This is a genomic window from Algibacter luteus, from assembly GCF_030344935.1.
GTDB classification, from domain to species: Bacteria; Bacteroidota; Bacteroidia; order Flavobacteriales; family Flavobacteriaceae; genus Arenitalea; species Arenitalea lutea.
In genome coordinates this window covers 987,119-1,006,745 of record NZ_CP128313.1, presented here as the reverse complement: position 1 = coordinate 1,006,745, position 19,627 = coordinate 987,119, and the positions used below count along the sequence as shown (strand labels likewise).

Here is a 19,627-nt window from a genome sequence, read left to right as displayed (position 1 = left end):
ATTTGATTTGTTTTTGCTAAATTAGTACTTAACCAAAGGTTGTTGCAAGGTTACTACATTAACATCAAAAGTAATACCGAAAAAATGAATATAACAGCATTAAACAATCTCACTCCATATTTTTTATTCATAATACTTATAATATTTAGTTCTTGCGAAAACACGAATAAAAAAGAAACAAGTAATCTTGATGAAATCCGTAATATGATGCAAGAATACAGACAGGCCTGGTAAGGTTGTTACAACCACCTAAAACGACCCATAATCAAAACCTCAGCGGAAAGAAAAAAATCTATCCGACATCAAAAAAATTAAACATGACAAGATTTATCAAAAAAAACAAGCAACACATTGGGCTTCCACCAGATGAATTAATCTTTAGAGGTCAAAAAAAAATTGATCAAGTTTTACTTCGAATTATAGATTTTGATTCAACAAATCTAACAGAAGATTATGTTAAGACAGTTAAAGAGATAAGTGAGTTTCAGCACAAAAATACGGTTACTTGGATAAATGTTGATGGATTACATAATACCTCTATTATGGAGGAAATTACCTCAGCATTTAATCTTGACACTTTAGTTATGGCTGAAGTTCTAAACACTGAGGCACGACCCCGAGTTATTGAATATGACAACTGCACTTTAATTACCATAAAAATGCTTCAAAACGATGATAATTCGAACAAAACCATTGTTGAGAACCTAAGTTTAATTCTTACCAAATCAGTACTAATTTCTTTTCAAGAGCGAAAAGGTGATGTTTTTGAACCTGTTAGAGAGCGCATCAGAAAACAAAAAAAGAGAATACGTAATGGCGGGACTGATTATTTAACTTTTGCTCTACTTGATATTGTGGTTGATAATTACCTTTATGTTATCAGTCTTTTGGGAGAAAAAATCGAAACTTTAGAAGAAACCTTGCTACTAAATCCGAATCAAAAAATAATTAATGAAATTAATAATTATAAGCGCGAGTTGAACTTTTTGCGCAAAAGTATAAAGCCTGCCAAAGAGATGATATTCTCGTTAGCTAAATTAGATTCAGACTATATTGGCGAAAGCACCTATGTACATTACAAAGAGCTTGAAGATAATATTAGTCAAGCCAACGATTCCTCAGATGATTATCGCGAAATTCTATCCGACCAATTGAATATTTATCACACGACCATAAGTAGCAAGCTTAACGATATCATGAAGTTTCTAACAGTTTTTTCAGTTATTTTTATTCCACTCACATTTATTGCAGGGATTTATGGGACTAATTTTGAATACGTTCCGGAACTTAGTTATAAGTATAGTTATTTTATAATGTGGGGTTTAATGATTGTTATTGCAGTAATCATGTTACTATTTTTTAAAAATAAAAAATGGTTCTAGCACTAAAAAAATTATAACACAATGTTGTGCGCGTAACCATAAAGGTCTTTCCTTTTTTACTATCTTAGTTCTATTGCCTCACTACCATAGAAATCACCTTTTGCACGAGCTTCAATTGTATCGTGAATGAGTTGTTTGCACAAAATTAACAGAACATGAGTAAGAAAACTTTTGGAACACTTGCTGGGGTTTTTACACCAACCACTTTAACCATACTTGGTGTAATCATGTACATTCGCCAACCTTGGGTTGTTGGTAATGCTGGAATTGTTGGGGCGTTGGCTATATTATTAATTTCGGTTGCCATTACCTTAAGCACAGCATTAAGTTTATCCTCTATCACTACCAATGTTCGAATAGGTGCAGGTGGCGCTTTTAGTATTATTTCAAAATCTTTAGGTTTAGAAATTGGAGGTGCCATTGGTATTCCGTTTTATATCGCACAAGCTTTAGCTGTGGCCATGTATGTTTTTGGGTTCCGGGAAGGATTGGTATCCATTTTACCTTACTTTAATCCTTTAATTTTGGATATTCTTATCTTCTCTATAGTCATGACTATTGCGTTTATAAGTACGAGTTTTGCTTTTAAAATTCAATACGTTATTCTTGGCATTATTGTGTTGTCGTTAATTTCTATTTACGGCGCTCTTTTCGTCACGGATTTAAACTATGACTTTGAATTGTTTGGAAAATATCCTGGGTCGATAGAAAATAATTTTGGGGGCACCTCATTTTGGGTTGTTTTTGCTGTGTTTTTTCCCGCAGTTACTGGTGTAATGGCGGGCGCAAATATGTCTGGAGATTTAACTAGTCCGCGAAAAAGTATTCCAAAAGGTACGATTTCAGCAGTGATATTAACCACCCTTATTTATATCAGTTTAATTTTTGTAGCCTCACTTCTAGCAACTCCAGATGAAATGGTTTCAAACTATAATTTGTTTATCGACAAAGCGCTTTATAGCCCCATTGTACTTGCAGGATTATTAGGCGCTACATTATCCTCGGCTTTAGGTTCTTTTATTGGCGCGCCCAGAATCATGCTTGCTTTAGCTGAAAAGGGTATATTACCAAAGAGTAAAGAGCTTGCAAAAACATCAAAAAAAGGTGAACCCATAAATTCGATGTTAATAACGGCAGTTATTGTATTTATTGGAATATCATTACGAGATTTAAATACCATTGCGCCCATATTAACCATGTTTTTTATGATTACCTATGCTATGGTTAATATTGTGGTACTTGTTGAACAATCGTTGAATTTACCAAGTTACAGGCCAACGTTAAAAGTACCCTTAATTGTTCCTGCAATTGGTGCTTTTGGGTCTATTGCCATTATGTTTGTGATAAACGTGATTGTTGCGCTAACCTCGCTTATTTTAATATTTCTGTTTTACTTCTATTTGGTTAATTTGAAATTAAAATCGGAAGCTGGTGATTCCAGAAGTGGTCTTTTTACAGCACTTGCTGAGTGGGCTACAAAAAAATCCAGTAATCTGAGTCCGCAGAAAGAAGTCAGATCGTGGCGACCTGATCTTTTAATACCCATGAGTATGCCTAAGGAGATAAGAAGCTCATACAAATTGATTCATTCCATTATTCACCCAAATGGTTCTATAAAAATACTAGCCTTGTTTCATGAAAATCCAGAAGAACAGAAAACTATTGAAGAGTTTTTAATAAATGCATCGCAAAAATATAAGGAAAGTGGCATTTCGGTGTCTTATGCATTTGTTGAAAACCGAGAGCTTAATACCACCATAAATATTAGTATGCAATCGCTTAATGCCGCTTTTTTTAAGCCTAATGTTATTTTTGCAAGTGTAGACACTGGTAATGCCGATTTAGATTTTTACGATAAGCTCATTACAGATGTTAAAAAGAACAACTTTGGAATGATTTTATACATTCCGTTTTCTACAGCAAGTTTAGCTATTGAAAAAAATATAAACCTCTGGTTAACGAACATACCAACCAATTGGAGAGAAACTTTTAATATTGGTAATAATGATTTGTCGACCCTTTTATCCCTTTTAATTTGTAAGAATTGGAAAGGTGAAATTGATGTGATTATTGTTGATGACACTCAAAACACTCAATTTACTGAAACAGATATTGAAGACATTAAAACCATGATTAGATTCCCTAACAAAACGACTATTAGCGTTAAAAACGGGAACCTTTTAGACAACGTTAAAAAATACCGAAACGCCGATGTTAATATTTTTAGCGTTGATACAGATATGACTACTGCCGACATGATTAGCATAGTCTATGAATCACGAATCTCTGGTATTTTCTGCGTAGATTCTAACTTAGAGAATGTTTTGGTTTAATTCATTGACACCCGAAAGATAAAGCTTAACGCTGGTTTGCGTTAGGGATTGCAGCGGCATCCTTTTTTTGCTGCCATATATGGCAAAAAAGATATAGCGGAAAGCCCGACCCTTGTGGTAACCTGCCTGTCGGCAGGCAGGCGTCCAAACTTTAACATTAACCCATGAGATTTATAAAAACTTTAAGACAATTTCGGGCTAACTTTAAAACTTAGAAAACCTTAAAATTTCAGATATGAAAAAATCAACTCTATTATCCACTTTAATTTGTGCCTTTACTTTGCTTTTTGCAACCCAAGTAAACGCACAAAAATTTGCAAAATTAGACAAGAGCCCTCTAGATATTACCTATTACAAAACCGACCGTAATGCACCGCCTATGGTAAAGGTGATTTATAGCAGACCACAGCTTAAAGGGCGCGAATTAAGCAAACTTGCTCCTAACGGTAAAGTTTGGAGAACGGGCGCTAATGAGGCGAGCGAAATCACATTTTACAACGACTCTAAATTTGGAGGAAAGCCTGTTGAAGCAGGAACTTATTCGTTATTTACAATTCCTGGTGAAACTGAATGGACTGTTATTTTGAATAAAGATTTGGATGTTTGGGGCGCTTACAATTATAATGAAAGTAATGACGTGTTACGAGTAAAAGCTCCTGTGAGTCAAGGCGAATTGGTTGAAGCATTTTCAATTGGATTTCATGATGGCAACATGTATTTAGCTTGGGGAACTACGAGGGTTGCTGTTCCTGTGAGTCAATAACATAGATTTGTTGAGATTTTTTATGGGACTTAAAATAGTTTCCTAAAAAGATAGTCTCAAAAATTATTTACAAAAAAATGCCTTGAAATTCAAGGCATTTTTTTTACGGAATATTTAAATATTTATGTGTTTGTAGTGACACTTTCCACTTTGGATTTTTCATCACATAATCTACTATTTCGGGCACTACTTTATCGCGCTTGCTCCACTCGGGTTGTAGGTACAAAATACAATCTTTATTGACTTTTGCAGCTTGCTCTTCAGCAAAACGAAAATCGTCTTTATTATAGATTATCATTTTAAGTTCGTCTGCTTCAGCATATACCTCCTCTGTTGGAAGCTTCATTTTTTTTGGAGATAAGCAAATCCAATCCCACACTCCAGTTAACTTATAAGCTCCTGAAGTTTCGATATGCGTTTGCAATCCTTCTGCTTTTAATTTTGTGGTTAATAGCGTCATATCCCAAGTTAATGGCTCGCCACCAGTTACCACAATGGTATCACTATAATTTTTGGCATTTGCTACAATTTTATCAGTTTCAGTAGGTGGATGTAAATTAGCATTCCAGCTTTCTTTAACATCACACCAATGGCAGCCAACATCGCAACCACCTATACGCACAAAATAGGCAGCAGTTCCTTTAAAATACCCTTCACCTTGAATGGTATAAAACTCCTCCATAAGTGGGAGCATTTCGCCTTTATTAACTAATTCTTGTATCTCTAAATTCATAAGTGTGCAAAGATATGTATTCCCCTTTAAATGTTAATAGTATTGCTATTTAATTGTTTTTATTTAATTTTTTTTAAATTAGCCCAAGTTTACTGAAGTAAATTGCTCAAAACTCTCTCACAAATGAAAAATATAGTATGTTCCATACTTATGCTTTTATGCATGCAATATGGCTATACTCAAGTTGGAATTGGTACTACCACCCCAGACAACTCCTCTATTTTAGATATTGAATCGAATAGTCAAGGCGTTTTATTGCCAAGACTCACCACAGCCCAAAGAAATGCCATAGTTAATCCTGCAAATGGCTTGTTATTTTATAATACAGATTTGGATGAGTTTCAGTTTAACACTGGTAATACGGCTACACCAAACTGGATAAAAACCTCGCGTAACCTTTCTATAAAATATAGTAATAATGCCGCAGATACTGCCCAAAACATTAATAGTAATGCAGCAGCTAACGCTCCAATTGTTAGCACCTTAGAATGGAATGACAATACAGCACTTTACAATGTCAATGTAGCTTTAAACACCATTACAGTAAATACAACTGGTCGTTACAGAGTATCTGTAAACATGTCATTAATTACAGCTACTACAACTGCAAGGTTAAGCCCTGAAATTTGGATTGAAATAAATGGTACACAAAGAGGCACCTATGCTTCAACAGGATATATAAGAAACAACAATGGTCATCGAGAAAGTTCATTACACATAACGGAGGTTTTTGAATTAAATGCTAATGATGTAATTTCGGTTGCGCATGTAAGAACGGCAAATGCAGGGACAGTTACTTTACGTTCTGCAGGTTCATCGAACATCTACATTGAGAAAATTTAATATTTCTTCTAACAACTCTTAGATATTTTTTTCTTGTTCATTTTTCGTGTATTTTTAGGCAAAATTAGAATACATGGATAGGAAGGAAACTTTTTTTAAATACATTACTGAAGGCAATACCACAAAAGGCGATTATATTCCTGTTGGTGCCGCCATGTTAGATGGTGAAACTGTTACCGGAGCACATGTAAAGATTCCTTTAAAAACCATGAACAGACATGGTTTAATTGCTGGTGCCACTGGTACTGGAAAGACAAAATCTTTACAAGTTTTAGCTGAAAATTTAAGCGATAAAGGTATTCCAGTATTATTAATGGATATCAAAGGTGATTTGAGTGGTTTAGCCCAACCAAGCCCTGGGCATCCTAAAATTGATGAGCGCCATGAAAAAATAGGACTTCCTTTTGAAGCTAAACCGTTTCCAGTTGAAATTTTAACCCTTTCTGAACAAGATGGCGTTCGATTAAGAGCAACTGTAAGTGAATTTGGTCCAGTATTACTTTCTAGGATTTTAGATTTATCTGAAGCGCAATCTGGTGTTGTTGCTGTTATTTTTCAATATTGTGATGATAACAAATTACCGCTTTTAGATTTAAAAGATTTTAAAAAGATTTTACAATTTGCTACTCAAGAAGGAAAAGCAGAGTTTAGCGAAGCATACGGAAGAATTTCAACAGCTTCAACTGGTGCGATACTTAGAAAAGTAGTTGAATTAGAACAACAAGGGGCCGATTTGTTTTTTGGAGAAACCTCTTTCGATACGCAAGACTTACTTAGAGTTGATGATGACGGACGTGGTTACATCAATATCTTGAGACTTACTGATATTCAAGATCGCCCGAAACTGTTTTCAACGTTCATGTTAAGTTTATTGGCTGAAATTTATTCTACATTTCCTGAGCAAGGAGACAGTGATCGTCCAGAACTTATTCTGTTTATAGATGAAGCCCATTTAATTTTTAATGAAGCCTCGAAAGCACTATTAAACCAAATTGAAAGTATCGTTAAACTGATAAGAAGTAAAGGTGTTGGCTTGTATTTTGTAACTCAAAACCCAACCGATGTTCCTGAAGCAGTTTTAGGACAACTCGGTTTAAAAATACAACATGCTTTAAGAGCCTTTACAGCAAAAGATAGAAAAGCCATAAAATTAACAGCGCAAAATTATCCTGACTCTGAGTATTATGATACAGCAGAGGTTTTAACCTCTTTAGGAATTGGTGAAGCGTTGGTTTCTGCCTTAGATGAAAAAGGGCGCCCAACACCTCTTGCAGCCACCATGATGCGCGCTCCAATGAGTAGAATGGATGTTTTAACCGATGCTGAATTAAATACCTTACTCTCGATTTCTAAAATGGTGAAGAAATACAACGAAACCATTGATAGGGATAGTGCTTACGAAATGCTGAATGAAAAAATCAAACAGGCTGAAGCTGATGAAGCTAAAGAGAAAGCTCGTAAAGAGAAAGAAGCTCTTAAAAAAGCTGAGTCTAAAGCCAAAGCAAAAACTTCTACACGTCGTCGTAGTACTGCCATGAATCCTGTTGTTAAAGTCTTAACAAGTGCCACATTTATTCGCAGCGTGTTTGGTATTTTAACTAAAGTCATGAAGAAATAGCCTTAAAATTGGCTCTAAAATTTTTAATTTCATTCGTTCAACTAATAGTGCTAAAGCTACCTGTTGAATACCCTAATATTGAATATAACTCAATCAATGAATAAATTTTTTATAAGCATTATATTAATTTCTGTTCTCTTTTCAAGTTGCAAAAAAGAGCAGAATCCTTTTGAAATTGGTAAGCAGCACGTGGGCTTGCTAACAGATTCAACGCAAGTAAAAGAATTAAAAAATATCTACGTGAACGACTCGATTGTTAAATTTATTAGTGGCGATGAGTTTACAGGCAATATCAATAACATAGAAATATTTGAAAAAGGAGGTAAAAAATTATTAACCCTAACACCAAAACAAGCTTTAGACTCTACCTCAACTATTGGAAGTGTTCGTATACTTGACGATCGTTTTAAAACAAATAAAAATATTAGCGTAATTAGTACTTTTAAAGATATTAACAGCAACTATAAAATATCTAGAATTAGCAACCTCATCAACTCCATAGTTATTGCAGTAGATGAGATTAATTCGAATTTTACTATAGATAAAAAAGAACTTCCAGCGAATCTAAGATTTGATATGAACTTAAAATTTGAACCCACACATATTCCAGATGACGCTAAAGTGAAATACTTTTTTGTTAATTGGAATTACTAATACCAGAATAATTTGAATCCATTATTTTCAAAAATATTAATCGACATTGCAAGAAAGCAGCTTGAAAAAAAGCAAACTAATAAGCCTATAAGCAAAAAGCAAATAGTGCCATTAGTTAGAAACCTTCAAGTTGAAATTGCACATGCCATAAAGGAGTATATTTTTATAATTATTGGGGTGTTTTCAGCAGGGTTTGGTTTAAAAGGCTTTTTACTACCTAATAAATTTATAGATGGCGGCGCTACTGGTATTTCGCTACTTTTAGAAAATACAACCTCAATTCAATTAGGGATTTTACTAATACTAGTTAACTTACCGTTTATATTTTTAGCTTCAAAAACAATTGGAAAAAAGTTTGCTATTAAAAGTATTGTTGCTATTGCGTTTCTGGCTATAGTAGTTCATTTTGTAAACTACCCAATAATTACTGAAGACAAATTACTTATTGCTGTTTTTGGTGGTTTCTTTTTAGGTTTGGGTATTGGAATGTCTATGCGAGGTGGCAGCGTTATTGATGGAACTGAGGTTTTAGCCATTTATTTAGCTCGAAAATTATCCCTTACCATTGGCGATGTTTTATTAATTATAAATATCTTGATTTTTTCGGTGGGTGCCTATATTCTTTCAATTGAAATTGCGCTTTATGCCATCTTAACATACCTCGTTGCTGGTAGAACAGTTGATTTTGTGGTTGACGGCGTTGAAGAATACGTAGGGGTTACCATAATTTCAGAGAAACACGAAGAATTAAGATTAACACTCACAAAAAAATTACGACGCGCTTGTACTATTTATGCAGGAAGAGGCGGTTATGGTAGTAGCGGTGAAAGTTACGAGAAAGATATTATCTATACGGTAATTACGCGTTTGGAATTAGCTAAACTTCAAACAGAAATTGACAAAATTGATAAAAATGCCTTTATAATAATGGGTGTTGTAAAAGATCTTAAAGGTGGTATGATAAAGAAGAAACCTTTAAAAGACGAACACTAAATACGATTACATAACACGAATTTATGTCTCATAAAAAATTTACCATTCAAAATAACCCTTTTGTTGTACCTACAACAGATGGCAAAATAATAAAAGAACATTTTGGAAATACCACTAACGGTGATTCTCAAATTAGCATTGCGCATATGAAAGCTCCAGCAGGATGGAGTGAGCCTTTTCAAACACCAGAATTTGACGAATATACTTTCATAATCAGAGGAAGAAAGCAATTTATAATAGAAGGCGAAACTGTGGTTTTAGAAGCAGGACAATCTATTAAAATTGAAAAAAATACACGTGTTCAATATTCCAACCCATTTACTGAAGTCTGCGAGTATATCGCTATTTGTCTTCCCGCTTTTTCTATGGATTTAGTAAATAGAGAAGAATAATATGAACCAAAGACTATTAAAAACTATTGGTTCGGTATTAAACCTAATAAGCTTTTTTTCGCCAAACTTAGCATCAAGAATAGCCATTCATTTTTTCTCTTCGCCCCAAAAAGGCCGATTGAAAGGATTAAATGCTGCATTTTTAAAATCTGCTATAAGAGATGTTTTAGACTTCGAAGGTATTAAAATTGCTACCTATCATTGGGAGGGTAATAATGAAACCATTTTGCTTGCACACGGATGGGAAAGCAACACCTCCAGATGGGAAGATCTAATTCATATTTTAAGGGAATCAGGCTATAATGTGGTTGCTATTGACGCGCCTGCGCATGGCAATTCTTCTGGCAAATTATTTAATGCACTACTCTACTCTGAATGTATTCATTTAGTTGCAAAGAAATTCCAACCACATTGTGTTATTGGGCATTCCGTGGGAGGAATGGCAACCGTATTTTTTCAGCATAAATATCAGATATCTTCCATAAAAAAAATGATTCTACTTGGTGCGCCTTCAAACTTCCTTGGTGTTTTTAAAAGGTATTCAAACATGATGGGATATAATGAAAGCGTTATAAATGCCATGAATCAATATGTACTTAAAAAATACAATCACTTACCCGAATATTATTCAGCTGCAAAATTTTCAGCAGAAATTAACGCAGAAGGATTAATCATTCACGATAAAAAAGATAAAATTATACCTTACAGCGATGCATTAGATTTTGAAAAACACTATTCAAATTCAAAATTAATTACAACCAAAGGTTATGGCCACGGACTTAAAAATGAAACCATATATAATTACATTTTAGAATTTTTAAACGCATAAGTTTATTGTATTTTTGAGCCATGGCAGAAGAATTAAAACGTATCAACAAATTTTTAAGTGAAGTTGGGTATTGCTCTCGAAGAGAAGCCGATAAGCTCATAGATGCTGGACGAGTAACCATTAATGGCGTTGTACCAGAAATGGGAACTAAAATTACTCCAGATGATGTTGTTGCTGTTGATGGTGAAGTCATAAAAAACACCAAAGACACTTTTGTTTATTTGGCATTTAACAAGCCTGTTGGTATTGTTTGCACTACAGATACCAGCGTTGAAAAAGACAATATTATAGATTTTATTAACTATCCGAAACGAATTTTCCCTATTGGCCGGTTAGATAAACCGAGTGAAGGCTTAATACTTTTAACAGATGATGGCGATATAGTAAACAAAATTCTAAGAGCTAGTAACAACCACGAAAAAGAATATATTGTTACTGTAGATAAGCCCATATCACAAACATTTATTGAACGTATGTCTGGTGGAATTCCACTTGCCGATTTAAATAAGACGACCAAAAAATGTAAGGTTGATAAATTGAGCACATATTCATTCAGAATTATTTTAACCCAAGGTTTGAACCGTCAAATTAGACGCATGTGCGACTATTTAAACTACGATGTGCAAACCTTAAAACGCGTTAGAATAATGAATATTAAGTTGGATACACCAATTGGCGAATACCGTGAATTGACTAAAGAAGAATTCAAAGAACTGAATAAATTATTAGAAGATTCAACAAAAACTTACTTAAAAAACAACAAAACTAATCGCTAAGCATCCTGTTAATTTATTCACAAATCCTTTAATAAATAACACCTTCTTAATTAACTTTAAAAAAAGTTAATTATGCGAATTTCTACTTTACTCCTGTTTTTCTTATCATTTTCGGCCTTTGCACAGTATGAATATGAACCATCTAAGGACTATCCTTTTGGAAGACCAAATCCTGAAGCGCCTCAACAAATAACAGATTTTAGTTTTATGATTGGCGAATGCGATTGTAAGTCAAGTACCAGAAATCAAGATGGAAGCTGGAGCGAAGAAATAGACATGTTATGGCGTTGGAAATACATATTGAACGGCACTGCTGTACAAGATGAAACCTTGAAAGCAGATGGTGGTCATTCAGGAAGTGTTCGTCAGTTTGTTGCCGATAGTAGTCGGTGGTATGTACATTGGTATTCTTCAAAAACACCATCAACAACATTGCCAACTTGGGAAGGCAACAAAAAAGAGGATAAAATTGTTTTGTATCGAGAACAAAAAGCTCCAAATGGAATGGAAGGTTTTTTTAGATTAACTTTTTACGACATGAATGAATCCGGTTATAAATGGATTGGAGAATGGGTTGATAAAACCGAAAGCGTCGTATTTCCGACTTGGAAAATAAATTGTACCAGAAAAAAGAAGTAAACATTTTATAATCTTATCTTTATTTTAAAAATTTAACGATAAAATGAAAGAAGCCGTTTCTCCTTTTCACCTAGCCATTCCTGTTTATAATTTAAATACATGTAGAACGTTTTATAGAGATGTTTTAGGTTGTGAAGAAGGGCGAAGTAGCGACCATTGGGTAGACTTTAATTTCTTTGGGCATCAACTAGTAATTCACTACAAACCTAAAGAAAGCAAAACAGATTTACATACCAATCCTGTAGATGGTAAAGACGTTCCTGTTCCACACTTTGGCGTAGTTTTATCTTGGGATATTTTTCATGCTTTCGCGGAAGATTTAAAAAGCAAGAATATTGAATTTATAATCAAGCCTTATACTAGGTTTGAAGGTTTAGTTGGTGAACAAGCCACTATGTTTTTTTATGACCCTTCAGGAAATGCTTTGGAGTTTAAAGCTTTTAAGGATATGAATCAGTTGTTTGCCAAATAAAACATCAGTTCTTCTTTTGATTATTTTTTGCCAAGTAAAAAGGCAAATAGATTAATAAAAACAACGGTATTATTATAATTTGACCCACGAGAATATACCAGGGCCAATCTCCAAAATAATCTAGCAATGAAGCCGACTGAGGCTTTTCATTAAGGTAAAAATAATTGGCGTCGAGCATATAATTTACTGCAATCATTATTATCACATAAAGTTGTAATGCAAAAAACGATTTAAATACACTCTTTAATTTCGGCTGCATGTTTAAAACATAAGTCACGTAAAAAATTACAATTAAAAGTCCTAGATGAACAACCCAATATCTGAAATAATCAAAACTAGGAAATCCTAACGCGATATCTGGAGTTAAAACGGCTTGCAATGTGCCACCTATAATCCAAAAAAGTAAAACTTCGTACATCCAGTATTTCCTGTAATATGTAAAAACAGGAATTACTAAACCTAACAAACTGCATAAATACAAGGGTAAATCGGTTGTTATATTATAATTACCAAGGCTTATTTTGTGCATGTGAAAACCAACAACAACCAAACTAATAACACATGCGAAAATGTGTATAGTTCTATTTTGCTGTTTTTGGTTCAAATTGCGTTTAGCGTATTTAATAAAAAGAACTGCAAAAAGAACCGCAAATACTATTGGTAACATATGCTCTTTGCTTCCAATAACTACCCTATTAAACAAAAAAAATGCATTATAAATTATAAAACTCATAATGCAATTTAATTAAATATAATAATATCTATTTGTTGTGTCTTTCTCTTGCCAGTAATGTGTTTTTAAGCAGCATAGCTATAGTCATCGGGCCAACACCTCCAGGAACTGGAGTTATGTAGCTCGCTTTTTGGCTTACACTTTCAAAATGCACATCTCCAGCTAGCCTGTAACCATTCTTTTTAGTAGCATCAGGAACTCGCGTAATACCAACATCAATAATAACAACATCTTCTTTTACCATATCGCCAGTTAAGAATTCTGAAATCCCAATGGCTGCCACAATAATATCTGCTTCTTTAGTTATAGCTTCTAGGTTTTTTGAACGACTATGAACCACAGTAACGGTAGCATCTCCTGCTTTTCGTTTCTGGCTCATAAGAATGCTCATTGGACGACCTACAATATGGCTACGCCCTAAAACCACTACATTTTTTCCTGAAGTTTCAATTTGATATCTTTCTAGTAGCTCCATAATACCATAAGGCGTTGCTGGTAAAAAAGTCGGCAAATCTAAAGTCATTCTTCCAACGTTTACAGGATGAAACCCATCTACATCTTTATTGGGATCTATTGCCATTAAAACCTTTTGCTCATCAATTTGTTTTGGCAATGGTAATTGAACTATAAACCCATCAATATCATTATTGGTATTTAACTCATGTATTTTTTGAAGTAATTCTTCTTCTGAGGTGTATTCTGGTAATTCTATAAGCGTGGAGTTAAAACCGATGCGCTGACAAGCTTTTACTTTTGCGTTTACATAGGTCATACTTGCACCATCTGACCCCACAAGAATTGCCGCAAGATGTGGAACTTGTTCGCCTTTTGAAATCATTGATTTTACATGTTCAGCGATTTCTTCTTTAATATCGTTACTTACTTTTTTACCGTCTAAGATTATCATTTTATGGCTATTAGCTATTGGCCTTTGGCTTCTAGCAAAATTGAACTTTATTTAATTATTATTTTTTAAAGATTATCGCATATTCTTCATCATTTGCATCATCTTTTTACCGCCACCACCTTGCATCATTTTCATCATTTTGCTCATTTGGTTGAACTGCTTTAGCAACTGATTTACCTGTTGTACAGATGTACCCGACCCTTTACCAATACGTTGTTTTCTGCTGGAATTAATAATACTAGGATTGCTTCTTTCTTTTGGAGTCATGGAGTGGATTATAGCTTCAATTCCTTTAAAAGCATCATCATCGATATCTACATCTTTTAACATTTTACCAGCACCAGGAATCATACCCATAAGGTCTTTCATGTTTCCCATTTTTTTGATTTGCTGAATTTGTTTTAAGAAATCATCAAACCCAAATTGGTTTTTGGCTATTTTCTTTTGAAGCTTACGCGCTTCTTCTTCATCAAATTGTTCTTGAGCACGTTCTACTAAAGAAACAACGTCTCCCATACCCAAAATACGATCGGCCATACGTGCAGGATAGAACACATCAATCGCTTCCATTTTCTCACCTGTACCAATAAATTTTATGGGTTTATTAACTACAGATTTAATGGAAATAGCAGCTCCACCACGAGTATCACCATCTAATTTGGTTAGGATAACCCCGTCAAAATTAAGGACGTCATTAAATGCTTTTGCTGTATTTACAGCATCTTGCCCGGTCATAGAATCTACAACAAACAAAGTTTCTTGTGGATTTACCGCTTTATGGATGTTAGATATTTCGGTCATCATTGCTTCATCTACTGCTAAACGACCTGCGGTATCTATTATAACCACATTAAATCCGTTGGCTTTAGCATGAGCAATTGCGGCTTGAGAAATGGCAACAGGATCGTTATTGCCTTTATCGCTAAATACCTCTACGCCTATTTGTTCTCCAACTACATGTAATTGATCGATTGCTGCAGGACGATACACATCACAAGCTACTAATAAAGGTTTCTTTGTTTTTTTATTTTTTAGATAATTGGCTAGTTTACCAGAAAATGTGGTTTTACCAGAACCTTGCAAGCCAGACATGAGTATAACGCTAGGCGTACCAGATAGGTTTAATCCTTCGGCATCGCCACCCATAAGTTGGGTTAACTCGTCTTTAACGATTTTAACCATTAATTGACCTGGTTGCAACGTAGTTAACACGTTTTGACCCAGTGCTTTTTCTTTCACCTTATTGGTAAAATCTTTAGCAATTTTAAAGTTAACATCGGCATCTAAAAGCGCACGTCTCACTTCTTTTAGTGTTTCGGCAACGTTAACTTCTGTAATGCTTCCGTGGCCTTTAAGTACGTGTAAGGCTTTATCTAATTTATCACTTAAATTATTGAACATAGTCTTTAAATATTCTGAAGGCCATTTGCTAGTTGCTATAAGCCTTGTATGATTGCGTTTTAAAGATGCAAAAATAACTAAATATTTTGTTTTTATGGGGTTGAAATGGGGTTTTACTTTGAAGTTGTATTACTTTAAAAGCTTTGCATTTAATACACTTTACTTTTTATTAGCTGAGTATTTTTGGATTTAATTAAACTTGAATATTATTAAAATAGATATTTTGTTTATTATGTTCATTTTGCCTTGATGCAAAACGAACCAAAAAATCATATTGAAATGAGGAATTTTTCTTTTGTGGCGTCAAAAAAAAACCAAAAATAAAATCTAATTTTTTTCCAAGGTTTCAAAAATTTTTAACGATTTGATTTTTATATTCTGCATTTCAAAATTCAATTTTTTAAAAATTGATTTAGGACTTTACTATTTACTAGCTGATTGTATTAGCTCTAAATCATAATTTTATTAAATATGGCAAATAAACCTGTACCTATAAACTACTTACTGCAAACGAGCCCGCGTTAGGGATTGTAGTGAATAGCTTTTGGTGAGGTGCGCATCGAGCCAAAACTTGTAGCGGAAAGCCCGACCCTTGTGGTAACCTGCCTACCGGCAGGCAGGCGCCCAAATAAAAAAAGGCTGCCATTTGGGGATGACAGCCTTTGTAAAAGCAAATTCTATTAATTAACCTAACCAACCGAAAATTAAGTTTTGCTTTTAACCAAACATGTGGGTTTATTTCTTTTCTAGCACTAGGACGCGTTCTACTTCGCCATTAGCACTGAAATCTTTTAATTCAATTCTTTCTGGAGTGATTTCTTTTACTGACCAACGGTGGTTTAATGTTCCGAATGGTTCGTTGTTTCCGAAATACATACCTAGTTTTAAACCATCGTTTCTGTATGCTAACCAAGAACCATTGCTTATACCGTTATTAGGATCTGTTACTACTATTCTACCAGTTTCTCTGAAATCTAGAGTGTACATGTAATAGTAATCTGTTAAATTTCCGCTGGCGTCTTCGTAAAGCGCAACTTCCCATAGTCCGTTAACTAATACGGCATCTACATAAGTTAAGTCGTCGTCAGAATCAGGACAATGTCTCTTTAAAATCATTTGATTGTTGACATTCTCTAGCTTAATTAAATCATTTTCTAAGAACGTAATTAACCATTCTAATTTTAAATCTGGTCTCCCTTCAAGGGTTATTTGAAGTGTAAAACCTGCACTACGAACACCTATTTCGTAAGTTCCAACCACTAACTCGCCGTTTACACGTAGCTTAACTACATTGTTTTCGTAAAACTTAAGTGGTGTACCGATATAATCTTTTTCGTTATCTGTTCCATTAACATGTAATCGGGCAATTCTCCATAAACATTCTTGTAAAAAGTTTTCGATACGCTCTTTTGTGATGTCGAAAATTATATCACAATTTCTTTTTAGGATAATACGATTTCCTCCAACTTCATAGATTTTAATTTTGCCATCTTCAATATCGTAAACAATCCATTCTAAAGTGAAATCTGCTAATGTTTCAAATTCTAATTTTAAAAGAGCACCTCTATTAGTAACTCTTGTAGTCCAAGTACCTGTTAACATATCGCCATTTCTTGCACGCATTACAACAACACCATCTTCTTTAAAGTTTAGTGCGTACTGGTTGTATTGGTCTGAAAGATTGACATCATTTCTTTTAAATTCGTAAACTACCCACGGACATGCTACTAAATATTTATCTAATCGTTCTTTAGTAAAATCGTCGTCGCCATAGTCGTTATCATCATCTTCATCGCAAGCGTCTTTAGCCTCTTTAATTGTTCTGGCTAATTCTTGGTTGTTATTAACCTGCACGGTTGTACCATCGGCATACTCTAAAGTTATTGGAAAATTAAGACTTGCAATAACTTCGGCATTTTTAACACGCTTTAAAAAACGGTATAACTGACGGTCGTTTTCAATAGTTACAACATCAATAATTTGAAAGTCTGTATTGAATACTGAAAATGAAATTGGGTAATGAAAATCGATACATTCTATATCATCATCATCTTCGTTTTCGCCTCTACAATCTTCAATTAATTCTTCCAAAGCATCGCGATTTTCGATAACAATTTCTTCATGATTCGATAGAATAATAGTAATAGGGAATACTATTTCTAGATCATCTTCATCATCGTCAAATTCTTTAAAGATAGCTTCGATAACTGCGAAGTCTTCTCTAGAGTCTATATAAATCTCTAAACCGTTAACAATAACGGTAATAGGCAATTTAACAGACGTGCAGCTGGCATTATCGATAATATTATCAGCAGATCCGTCCATGATAGAAGTGGAAAACATTAAGCTGGTAAGCTCAGATTCGGCAGTTAGGGCTTCACTATCTTCAGCTGGAGTTATATCGATAACTTCATCTTGACAAGATGTGAATAATAAAAGAGCAAAAAAAGGAATTAGTAATAAAGTCTTTAAATTAGTTTTCATGATAAGTGATTTTGGGTTATACATAGCATTTTGAATATAAAACAGGATAACTTCAAAAATTCCTACCCTCCTTTTGAAAAAATTTTGAAAAATATTTTCTTAGCTACCAGTACTAAATTGCAAAAAGCCCTATTTTAGTGGCATTAACCAATACTATAAATGGGCAAACAACTACATGAAAATATTTGTGAAGAACACTTATTTTCTTCCATCTTTAATAAATACGCTAAAGATTTACATAACTTTTTATACTATAAGTATGGCGATTTATTGAATCCGAAAGATAAAGTACAAGAAGCATTTATAAAGCTATGGGAAAATTGCGCCAAAGTAACGCCGGAAAAAGCAAAGAGTTTTGTGTTTACCACTGCCAATAATTTAATGTTGAATGAAACCGCCCACCAAAAAGTGGTTTTAAAACATCAACAAACCAAGCCGAAAACATCAACAAACGAGAATCCTGAATTTTTAATGCAGGAATCTGAATATAACGACAAATTACAGAGAGCACTTTCAAACTTAACAGATGCACAACGTGAAGCTTTTATGATGAACCGTGTTGAAGGCAAACGATTTAAAGAAATAGCTGAAATTTTAGATATTTCGACTAAGGCGGTTGAAAAACGTATTTATGGTGCATTGACGAAATTGAGGAAAGATATTAAGGAGTTGTAAAGTCTCAGATTCAAACACTACAAAAAAAAAAAATTAGACATAGGGTAGGAAAAAATAAAAGTTAGCTGTTATATAATTGAATAAGAAAACATGAACAGAGAAGAACTCATATCGAAATGGTTAGATAACAACCTAAATGATCAGGAACTTAAGGCCTTTAAAAACCTTGAAGACTATGATGATTTGGTTAAGCTTCACAAGAGCTTGCAAGGGTTTAAAGCCGATAATTACAATACTTCTACAGAATTAGAACATGTATTATCTGCTATAAAAACTAAAAAGCAAACGTCAACAAATTGGTTTAAACCGTTGATGCGTGTTGCGGCTATACTTGCTGTATGTTTTAGTTTATACTATTTCGCCACTTCTTTAGATACTAAAATAACAACAGAATACGCACAAAAAACAACAATAAAATTACCAGACGCATCAAGCGTTTCCCTCAACGCTAAATCCTATTTAGCATTCAACAAAAAAGAATGGAAACATGAACGCGAAGTAGAACTTCATGGAGAAGCCTTTTTTAAAGTTGCAAAAGGATCAAGTTTTAAGGTAAAAACAGCATCAGGAACCGTTACGGTTTATGGTACTCAATTTAATGTAAAACAACGGGACAATTATTTTGAGGTTATTTGCTACGAAGGACTAGTTGGGGTTACCCATAATGCTATTGAAACAAAATTAAAACCTGGAGACAGTTTTTTAATTATTGATGGGAAAACAATTGCTAAAGAAAAAGAAAACCGCATCATGCCTTCGTGGTTAAATAACGCTAGTACGTTTAGAAGCCTGCCTTACAAAACGGTGATTGCAGAATTTGAAAGACAATATAATGTTAATATTACTTTAATTGGAATTGATTCTACACAGTTGTTTACAGGTAGTTTTGCTCATGATAATATAGATTTGGCTTTAAAATCAATTACCTTACCTTTACATGCAACGTATAGCAAATCAAATAATACGATTACACTAAAAGGTGAATAGAAACTGTATTTTT

General features: G+C 33.9%; 19 protein-coding genes. 14 read left to right on the top strand and 5 right to left on the bottom strand.

Features of this window, described 5'->3' with window-relative positions:
• The first annotated feature begins 317 nt into the window (after nucleotides 1-317).
• From corA to O5O44_RS04375, 3 genes are all read left to right on the top strand, one after another.
• Nucleotides 318-1,382, top strand: a complete 1,065-nt coding sequence (gene corA, locus O5O44_RS04385; protein WP_289195873.1) for a magnesium/cobalt transporter CorA — start codon at nucleotides 318-320, stop codon at nucleotides 1,380-1,382.
• 155 nt (nucleotides 1,383-1,537) lie between these two features.
• The gene (locus O5O44_RS04380; RefSeq protein WP_289195872.1) at nucleotides 1,538-3,715 is read left to right on the top strand and encodes an amino acid permease; all 2,178 of its coding nucleotides are present in this window, start codon (nucleotides 1,538-1,540) and stop codon (nucleotides 3,713-3,715) included.
• Nucleotides 3,716-3,950: 235 nt separating this feature from the next.
• On the top strand, nucleotides 3,951-4,478 hold the full coding sequence (locus O5O44_RS04375) for a DUF2911 domain-containing protein (protein ID WP_289195871.1): 528 nt from the start codon (nucleotides 3,951-3,953) through the stop codon (nucleotides 4,476-4,478).
• Nucleotides 4,479-4,581: 103 nt separating this feature from the next.
• Here O5O44_RS04375 and O5O44_RS04370 read toward each other — a convergent pair whose 3' ends face one another.
• The gene (locus O5O44_RS04370; protein ID WP_289195870.1) at nucleotides 4,582-5,211 is read right to left on the bottom strand and encodes a 7-carboxy-7-deazaguanine synthase QueE; all 630 of its coding nucleotides are present in this window, start codon (nucleotides 5,209-5,211) and stop codon (nucleotides 4,582-4,584) included.
• A gap of 123 nt (nucleotides 5,212-5,334) precedes the next feature.
• Between O5O44_RS04370 and O5O44_RS04365 the strand changes: the two genes are divergently transcribed.
• From O5O44_RS04365 to O5O44_RS04325, 9 genes are all read left to right on the top strand, one after another.
• Complete coding sequence (locus tag O5O44_RS04365) at nucleotides 5,335-6,054, top strand: phage tail-like protein (protein WP_289195869.1); 720 nt, start codon at nucleotides 5,335-5,337, stop codon at nucleotides 6,052-6,054.
• A 73-nt stretch (nucleotides 6,055-6,127) separates the two neighbouring features.
• The gene (locus tag O5O44_RS04360) at nucleotides 6,128-7,672 is read left to right on the top strand and encodes a helicase HerA-like domain-containing protein (protein WP_289195868.1); all 1,545 of its coding nucleotides are present in this window, start codon (nucleotides 6,128-6,130) and stop codon (nucleotides 7,670-7,672) included.
• A gap of 96 nt (nucleotides 7,673-7,768) precedes the next feature.
• Entirely contained in the window at nucleotides 7,769-8,326 is a 558-nt protein-coding gene (locus O5O44_RS04355; protein ID WP_289195867.1) for a hypothetical protein, read from the top strand.
• 12 nt (nucleotides 8,327-8,338) lie between these two features.
• Nucleotides 8,339-9,319 carry a YitT family protein gene (locus O5O44_RS04350; RefSeq protein ID WP_019386315.1) on the top strand — a complete coding sequence of 327 codons (981 nt, stop codon included), beginning with the start codon at nucleotides 8,339-8,341 and terminating at the stop codon, nucleotides 9,317-9,319.
• 23 nt (nucleotides 9,320-9,342) lie between these two features.
• Nucleotides 9,343-9,711, top strand: coding sequence for a cupin domain-containing protein (locus O5O44_RS04345; RefSeq protein WP_289195866.1), 369 nt, complete (start codon nucleotides 9,343-9,345; stop codon nucleotides 9,709-9,711).
• A 1-nt stretch (nucleotide 9,712) separates the two neighbouring features.
• Nucleotides 9,713-10,540 carry an alpha/beta hydrolase gene (locus O5O44_RS04340; protein WP_289195865.1) on the top strand — a complete coding sequence of 276 codons (828 nt, stop codon included), beginning with the start codon at nucleotides 9,713-9,715 and terminating at the stop codon, nucleotides 10,538-10,540.
• Nucleotides 10,541-10,560: 20 nt separating this feature from the next.
• The gene (gene rluF, locus O5O44_RS04335; protein ID WP_289195864.1) at nucleotides 10,561-11,316 is read left to right on the top strand and encodes a 23S rRNA pseudouridine(2604) synthase RluF; all 756 of its coding nucleotides are present in this window, start codon (nucleotides 10,561-10,563) and stop codon (nucleotides 11,314-11,316) included.
• 72 nt (nucleotides 11,317-11,388) lie between these two features.
• Nucleotides 11,389-11,955: a hypothetical protein gene (locus O5O44_RS04330; protein WP_289195863.1), complete on the top strand. Its 567-nt coding sequence runs from the start codon at nucleotides 11,389-11,391 to the stop codon at nucleotides 11,953-11,955.
• Nucleotides 11,956-11,998: 43 nt separating this feature from the next.
• Nucleotides 11,999-12,427: a VOC family protein gene (locus O5O44_RS04325; RefSeq protein WP_289195862.1), complete on the top strand. Its 429-nt coding sequence runs from the start codon at nucleotides 11,999-12,001 to the stop codon at nucleotides 12,425-12,427.
• 4 nt (nucleotides 12,428-12,431) lie between these two features.
• On the opposite strand, the gene O5O44_RS04320 is transcribed toward O5O44_RS04325, so the two are convergent.
• From O5O44_RS04320 to O5O44_RS04305, 4 genes are all read right to left on the bottom strand, one after another.
• Nucleotides 12,432-13,160, bottom strand: a complete 729-nt coding sequence (locus tag O5O44_RS04320) for a YwaF family protein (protein WP_289195861.1) — start codon at nucleotides 13,158-13,160, stop codon at nucleotides 12,432-12,434.
• 28 nt (nucleotides 13,161-13,188) lie between these two features.
• Entirely contained in the window at nucleotides 13,189-14,067 is an 879-nt protein-coding gene (gene folD / locus O5O44_RS04315; protein ID WP_289195860.1) for a bifunctional methylenetetrahydrofolate dehydrogenase/methenyltetrahydrofolate cyclohydrolase FolD, read from the bottom strand.
• 72 nt (nucleotides 14,068-14,139) lie between these two features.
• The gene (ffh, locus tag O5O44_RS04310; RefSeq protein ID WP_289195859.1) at nucleotides 14,140-15,468 is read right to left on the bottom strand and encodes a signal recognition particle protein; all 1,329 of its coding nucleotides are present in this window, start codon (nucleotides 15,466-15,468) and stop codon (nucleotides 14,140-14,142) included.
• Nucleotides 15,469-16,203: 735 nt separating this feature from the next.
• Complete coding sequence (locus tag O5O44_RS04305; protein ID WP_026009908.1) at nucleotides 16,204-17,952, bottom strand: hypothetical protein; 1,749 nt, start codon at nucleotides 17,950-17,952, stop codon at nucleotides 16,204-16,206.
• A gap of 159 nt (nucleotides 17,953-18,111) precedes the next feature.
• On the opposite strand from O5O44_RS04305, the gene O5O44_RS04300 reads away from it, so the two are divergent.
• Nucleotides 18,112-18,627 (top strand): RNA polymerase sigma factor, encoded by a 516-nt coding sequence (locus O5O44_RS04300; protein ID WP_289195858.1) that lies wholly within the window; start codon nucleotides 18,112-18,114, stop codon nucleotides 18,625-18,627.
• Nucleotides 18,628-18,717: 90 nt separating this feature from the next.
• Nucleotides 18,718-19,614, top strand: coding sequence for a FecR family protein (locus O5O44_RS04295; RefSeq protein WP_289195857.1), 897 nt, complete (start codon nucleotides 18,718-18,720; stop codon nucleotides 19,612-19,614).
• Nucleotides 19,615-19,627: the final 13 nt, after the last annotated feature.

Coding starts and splice junctions, on each gene's coding strand:
- corA (WP_289195873.1), top strand. CDS start 318: ATGACAAGATTTATCAAAAAAAACAAGCAACACATTGGGCTTCCACCA.
- O5O44_RS04380 (WP_289195872.1), top strand. CDS start 1,538: ATGAGTAAGAAAACTTTTGGAACACTTGCTGGGGTTTTTACACCAACC.
- O5O44_RS04375 (WP_289195871.1), top strand. CDS start 3,951: ATGAAAAAATCAACTCTATTATCCACTTTAATTTGTGCCTTTACTTTG.
- O5O44_RS04370 (WP_289195870.1), bottom strand. CDS start 5,211: ATGAATTTAGAGATACAAGAATTAGTTAATAAAGGCGAAATGCTCCCA.
- O5O44_RS04365 (WP_289195869.1), top strand. CDS start 5,335: ATGAAAAATATAGTATGTTCCATACTTATGCTTTTATGCATGCAATAT.
- O5O44_RS04360 (WP_289195868.1), top strand. CDS start 6,128: ATGGATAGGAAGGAAACTTTTTTTAAATACATTACTGAAGGCAATACC.
- O5O44_RS04355 (WP_289195867.1), top strand. CDS start 7,769: ATGAATAAATTTTTTATAAGCATTATATTAATTTCTGTTCTCTTTTCA.
- O5O44_RS04345 (WP_289195866.1), top strand. CDS start 9,343: ATGTCTCATAAAAAATTTACCATTCAAAATAACCCTTTTGTTGTACCT.
- O5O44_RS04340 (WP_289195865.1), top strand. CDS start 9,713: ATGAACCAAAGACTATTAAAAACTATTGGTTCGGTATTAAACCTAATA.
- rluF (WP_289195864.1), top strand. CDS start 10,561: ATGGCAGAAGAATTAAAACGTATCAACAAATTTTTAAGTGAAGTTGGG.
- O5O44_RS04330 (WP_289195863.1), top strand. CDS start 11,389: ATGCGAATTTCTACTTTACTCCTGTTTTTCTTATCATTTTCGGCCTTT.
- O5O44_RS04325 (WP_289195862.1), top strand. CDS start 11,999: ATGAAAGAAGCCGTTTCTCCTTTTCACCTAGCCATTCCTGTTTATAAT.
- O5O44_RS04320 (WP_289195861.1), bottom strand. CDS start 13,160: ATGAGTTTTATAATTTATAATGCATTTTTTTTGTTTAATAGGGTAGTT.
- folD (WP_289195860.1), bottom strand. CDS start 14,067: ATGATAATCTTAGACGGTAAAAAAGTAAGTAACGATATTAAAGAAGAA.
- ffh (WP_289195859.1), bottom strand. CDS start 15,468: ATGTTCAATAATTTAAGTGATAAATTAGATAAAGCCTTACACGTACTT.
- O5O44_RS04305 (WP_026009908.1), bottom strand. CDS start 17,952: ATGAAAACTAATTTAAAGACTTTATTACTAATTCCTTTTTTTGCTCTT.
- O5O44_RS04300 (WP_289195858.1), top strand. CDS start 18,112: ATGGGCAAACAACTACATGAAAATATTTGTGAAGAACACTTATTTTCT.
- O5O44_RS04295 (WP_289195857.1), top strand. CDS start 18,718: ATGAACAGAGAAGAACTCATATCGAAATGGTTAGATAACAACCTAAAT.